Raw genomic sequence first — 5,053 nt, forward strand, 5'->3', positions numbered from 1 at the left:
CAACGACGTGAGCCCCGGCCTGCTCGGCTTCGTCGTGGTGTTCGCGATCGTCCTGCTGTGCATCCCGCTGTTCCGGTCGATGTCGGGCAAGATCCGGCGGATCGAGCACCGCGCCGAGGTGGAGAGGGCGGCCGAGGCGGGACGCGGTGACGCGGACCGGTCGCCCGAGAGCCCCTGATGTCACTCCGGGTCGCAGGGCTCGCCCTCAGGTCCACCCTGGACGCCGACGCCAACCGTGCGGCGGCCGTCCGTGCCGTGCACGAGGCCGCCGACGACGGCGCTCGGCTCGTGGTGCTGCCCGAGTACGCGGCCTGCTTCGACCCTCGCGGGGTCGGGCCTGCTCAGGCCGAGGCGCCGGACGGACCCTTCGTCCAGGCGCTCGCCGAGGTCGCGGCGGCACGGTCGCTCGTGGTGCTGGCGGGCACCGTCGTCGCGGCCGAGGTCCCCGACCGCGCGGTGAACCTCGTCGTCGCCGTCGGGCCGCAAGGGCTGCTCGGGAGCTACCGCAAGGTCCACCTGTACGACGCCTTCGGCCAGCGGGAGTCGGACCGGTTCGTGGGCGGGGACCCCACGGTCGCGCCCCTCGTCGTCCCGGTCGACGGCATCGCCGTCGGGGTGATCACCTGCTACGACCTGCGCTTCCCCGAGGCGGCCCGCCGGTTGATCGACGCCGGGGCGGGTCTGATCGTGGTGCCTGCCGCCTGGGCGGCGGGGGAGGGCAAGGCGGACCACTGGCGCACGCTGCTCCGCGCCAGGGCGATCGAGAACACCGCCTACGTGCTCGGGGTGCCGATGGACGGACCCGGGGTGACGGGGGACCCGATCCTCGTCGACCCGGCAGGACGGGTGCTGGGCGAGGCGCTCGGACGAGGGCAGCGGTCGGTCCTCGGCGACGTCGACCCCGCCGTGCTCGCTGCGGTGCGCGCGGCCAACCCGAGCCTGGTCAACCGCCGCTACCGGACGGTGCCACGGGACTGAGCCCCTGAGAGGGCGCGCTCAGGCGTGGTAGACCGCGATGCTCACGGCGATGTAGTGGCAGATGAAGCCGATCACCGTGAGGCTGTGGAACACCTCGTGGAAGCCGAACCAGCGCGGACTGGGATTGGGTCGCCTGGTGCCGTAGACGACGGCCCCGATCGTGTAGGCGAGCCCGCCGCCGGCGACCAGCCAGACGATCGCCGGGCCCTGGGGGCTGCCGCTCCAGAACGTCGGCATCTGCCAGACGGCCACCCAGCCGAGTGCGACGTAGACGGGCGTGTAGAACCACCGCGGGGCACCGAGCCAGAACACCCTCGCCAGGAGACCGGCGAGCGCACCGGCCCAGACGACGAGGAGGATCGTGCGCCGCGCGGAGCCGTCGAGCAGCACGACGGCGAGCGGCGTGTAGGTCCCGGCGATCACCAGGAAGATGTTCGTGTGGTCGAGCCGGCGGAGCACGGCCGTGGTGCGGACCGACCAGTTGCCCCGGTGGTACACGGCGCTGATCCCGAAGAGCAGGATCGAGGCCGCGCCGAAGACGGCGCTGGAGACCTTCCCCGAGGTGGTGGGTGCGAGCGAGACGAGGACGATCGCCCCGGCGATCGCCAGGGGCGCCATGCCTGCATGGATCCAGCCTCTGAGTCGCGGCTTGATCGCCGCGCCGAGCTCTTGTGCCATCGGTTCCTCCTAGGCAACCTACGGTACCGTAGGTTCTGGGTGCGCCGAGCCGCTCCGGTCCCGCGGATCGGGCCGCGAGAGAGGTACGGTCGTGCCATGCGCCTGCCGAACCCTCTCTACGGGTTGTACGAGCGTCACCTGGCGGCCGCGCTCCCGGCGAGTGCCGTGCCGCGGCACATCGGCGTGATCCTCGACGGCAACCGTCGCTGGGCCCGCAACCTGGGCGCGACCACCTCGCACGGTCACCGCCGCGGCGCGGACAAGATCACCGAGCTGCTCACCTGGTCGCAAGAGGTCGGCGTCGACGTCGTCACGCTGTGGATGCTCTCGACGGACAACCTGGCCCGGCCTGCAGAGGAGCTCGACGAGCTCCTGCGGATCATCGAGAACGTCGTCACCGAGCTCGCCGACACCGGGCAGTGGCGGCTGCAGGTCGTCGGCGCCCTCGACCTGCTCCCGGCGGCGACGGCACAGGTGCTGCGCGAGGCGCAGGAACGGACGGCGCAGGTCGACGGACTGCATGTCAACGTGGCGATCGGCTACGGCGGCCGGCACGAGATCGCGCAGGCCGTGCGCTCCGTCCTGCGCGAGCACGTGGGTCGAGGCACGTCCATCGAGGAGCTCGCGCAGACCTTCGACGTCGAGCACATCGCCGAGCACCTCTACACCGCGGGGCAGCCGGATCCCGACCTGGTGATCCGCACCTCCGGCGAGCAGCGGCTCGGCGGTTTCCTGCTCTGGCAGAGCGTCCACAGCGAGTTCTACTTCTGCGAGGCGTACTGGCCCGACTTCCGTCGGGTCGACTTCCTGCGCGCCCTGCGCTCCTACGCTGCGCGGGAGCGACGGCTCGGGCGCTAGGCGATCGCCGGCCAGGTGAACATCACGTGACACGTCCACGCTCCCGCGCGTGTCGGTGCTGGACAGGCGAGGCGCGCGCGTAGCGTCGACGACAACGGACGGCGTCCGTCGTCCCTCGGGAGGCCAGCCCATGGAGCATGCGCTCCGGGAGGGGGGCCGGGACCCGGCCTCGCGGCCGGTCGACCGGGCCCACCGCACCGGCGGGACCCGGCTCCGTGCCGGTGACCGTCGCCCAGCCCGGTGCCACGGCACCGGAGGGGAGTCCTCGTGAGCCGTACGTACGTGCTGGACACCTCGGTCCTGATCTCGGACCCTCGCGCCATCCTGCGCTTCGCTGAGCACTCCGTCGTGCTCCCCGTGGTGGTCATCACGGAGCTCGAGGGCAAGCGCCACCACCCCGAGCTCGGCTACTTCGCCCGCAGCGCGCTGCGCATGCTCGACGACCTGCGGGTCCAGCACGGACGACTGGACGAGGTCGTCCCGGTCGGCTCCCTCGGCGGGACGCTCCGGGTCGAGCTCAACCACATCGACCCCATGGTGCTCCCGGCGGGCTTCCGCCTCGGGGACAACGACACCCGCATCCTCGCGGTGGCCAAGAACCTCGCCGACGAGGGCCAGGACGTGACCCTGGTGTCCAAGGACCTGCCCATGCGCGTGAAGGCCTCGGCCGTCGGCCTCGCCGCCGAGGAGTACCGGGCAGAGCTCGCCGTCGACTCCGGGTGGACGGGCATGACCGAGATCACCGTCTCCGAGCAGCAGATGGCCGCCATGTGGGAGTCCGAGCGCATCGACCTCGCCGATGTCGACCTGAGCAACCAGGACACCGGGCCGCTGCTGTGCCACACGGGTGCCGTCGTGCACTCCGCCAGGGGCTCGGCGCTCGCGCGGGTGACCGCGGACAAGCAGCTGCGGCTGGTCCGGGGGGACCTCGACGTCTTCGGGGTGCACGGCCGGAGCGCCGAGCAACGCATCGCGATCGACCTGCTCCTGGACGAGGAGGTCGGGATCCTCTCGCTCGGCGGGCGCGCGGGTACCGGCAAGTCGGCCCTCGCGCTGTGCGCGGGGCTCGAGGCCGTCCTCGAGCGCCGCCAGCACCGCAAGATCATGGTCTTCCGCCCGCTGTACGCCGTGGGCGGGCAGGAGCTCGGCTTCCTCCCGGGATCCGAGACCGAGAAGATGAACCCCTGGGCCCAGGCCGTCTTCGACACCCTCGGAGCGCTCGTCTCGACGGAGGTCGTCGAGGAGGTCATCGACCGCGGGATGCTCGAGGTGCTCCCGCTCACGCACATCCGCGGGCGGTCCCTGCACGACGCCTTCGTCATCGTCGACGAGGCGCAGTCCCTGGAGCGCAACGTCCTGCTCACCGTGCTCTCCCGGATCGGGCAGAACTCGCGCGTGGTCCTCACGCACGACGTCGCCCAGCGGGACAACCTGCGCGTCGGTCGGCACGACGGCGTGGCCGCGGTCATCGAGGCGATGAAGGGCCACCCGCTGTTCGCCCACGTGACCCTCAGTCGGTCCGAGCGCTCGCCGATCGCCGCGCTCGTGACCGAGCTCATGGAGGGGCTCGAGGTGCTCTGACCTCGGACGCCGGTACGCGACGAGGGCCCCGCACCGATCGGTGCGGGGCCCTCGCGCCGGCTCGCCCTGGGTTCAGGCCTGCGGCGGGCGGGTCATCGCGAGCACGTCGAGCGCGCTGTCGAGCTGCGCCTCGGTGACCTCTCCCCGCTCCACGAAGCCGAGGTCGATCACGGCCTCACGGACCGTCATCGACTGCTTCACCGCATGCTTGGCGACCTTCGCCGCCGCCTCGTAGCCGATCACCCGGTTGAGCGGGGTGACGATCGACGGCGAGGACTCGGCGAGGGCCCTGGCGCGGTCGACGTTGGCGACCAGGCCGTCGACGGTGCGGTCGGCGAGCAGCCGGCTCGCGTTCGACAGCAGGCGGATCGACTCGAGCACCCCGAGCGCCATCACCGGGATCTGCACGTTGAGCTCGAACGCGCCGCTCGCACCCGACCAGGCGACGGTCGCGTCGTTGCCGACCACCCTGGCGCACACCATGAGCACTGCCTCGGGGATCACCGGGTTGACCTTGCCCGGCATGATCGAGGAACCGGGCTGGAGGTCGGGGAGGGAGATCTCGCCGAGGCCCGTGTTGGGGCCGGAGCCCATCCACCGCAGGTCGTTGCAGATCTTGGTCAGGCTCACGGCTATCGTGCGCAGCGCCCCGGAGAGCTCCACCAGTCCGTCGCGTGCACTCTGCGCCTCGAAGTGGTTGCGCGCCTCGGTCAGCGGCAGCCCGGTGTCCTCACGCAGCAGTGCGATGACCCGCTGCGGGAACCCGGCAGGGGTGTTGATCCCGGTCCCCACGGCAGTCCCGCCGAGCGGTACCTCGGCCACGCGGGGCAGGGCCGACTGCAGGCGTTCCACGCCGTAGCGGATCGCCGCGGCATAGCCGCCCACCTCCTGGCCGAGGGTGACCGGTGTGGCGTCCATGAGGTGCGTGCGGCCGGACTTGACCACCGTCTCCCACTCG

At 71.8% G+C, this 5,053-nt stretch carries 5 protein-coding genes; 3 read left to right on the plus strand and 2 right to left on the minus strand.

What is annotated here, in order from left to right; translation table 11 throughout:
* Positions 1-177: 177 nt before the first annotated feature.
* Entirely contained in the window at positions 178-978 is an 801-nt protein-coding gene (locus ABWK99_RS13490; RefSeq protein ID WP_372595221.1) for a nitrilase-related carbon-nitrogen hydrolase, read from the plus strand.
* A gap of 18 nt (positions 979-996) precedes the next feature.
* Here ABWK99_RS13490 and ABWK99_RS13495 read toward each other — a convergent pair whose 3' ends face one another.
* On the minus strand, positions 997-1,656 hold the full coding sequence (locus ABWK99_RS13495; protein ID WP_372595222.1) for a hemolysin III family protein: 660 nt from the start codon (positions 1,654-1,656) through the stop codon (positions 997-999).
* A gap of 96 nt (positions 1,657-1,752) precedes the next feature.
* On the opposite strand from ABWK99_RS13495, the gene ABWK99_RS13500 reads away from it, so the two are divergent.
* Positions 1,753-2,514, plus strand: a complete 762-nt coding sequence (locus ABWK99_RS13500; RefSeq protein ID WP_372595223.1) for an isoprenyl transferase — start codon at positions 1,753-1,755, stop codon at positions 2,512-2,514.
* Between the two features lie 267 nt (positions 2,515-2,781).
* Entirely contained in the window at positions 2,782-4,095 is a 1,314-nt protein-coding gene (locus ABWK99_RS13505; RefSeq protein ID WP_372595224.1) for a PhoH family protein, read from the plus strand.
* A 72-nt stretch (positions 4,096-4,167) separates the two neighbouring features.
* On the opposite strand, the gene ABWK99_RS13510 is transcribed toward ABWK99_RS13505, so the two are convergent.
* A partial coding sequence (locus ABWK99_RS13510) for a lyase family protein (RefSeq protein ID WP_372595225.1) occupies positions 4,168-5,053 on the minus strand: 886 nt, incomplete at its 5' end.

It is taken from the genome of Actinotalea sp. (assembly GCF_041597215.1).
Taxonomy (GTDB): Bacteria; Actinomycetota; Actinomycetes; order Actinomycetales; family Cellulomonadaceae; genus Actinotalea.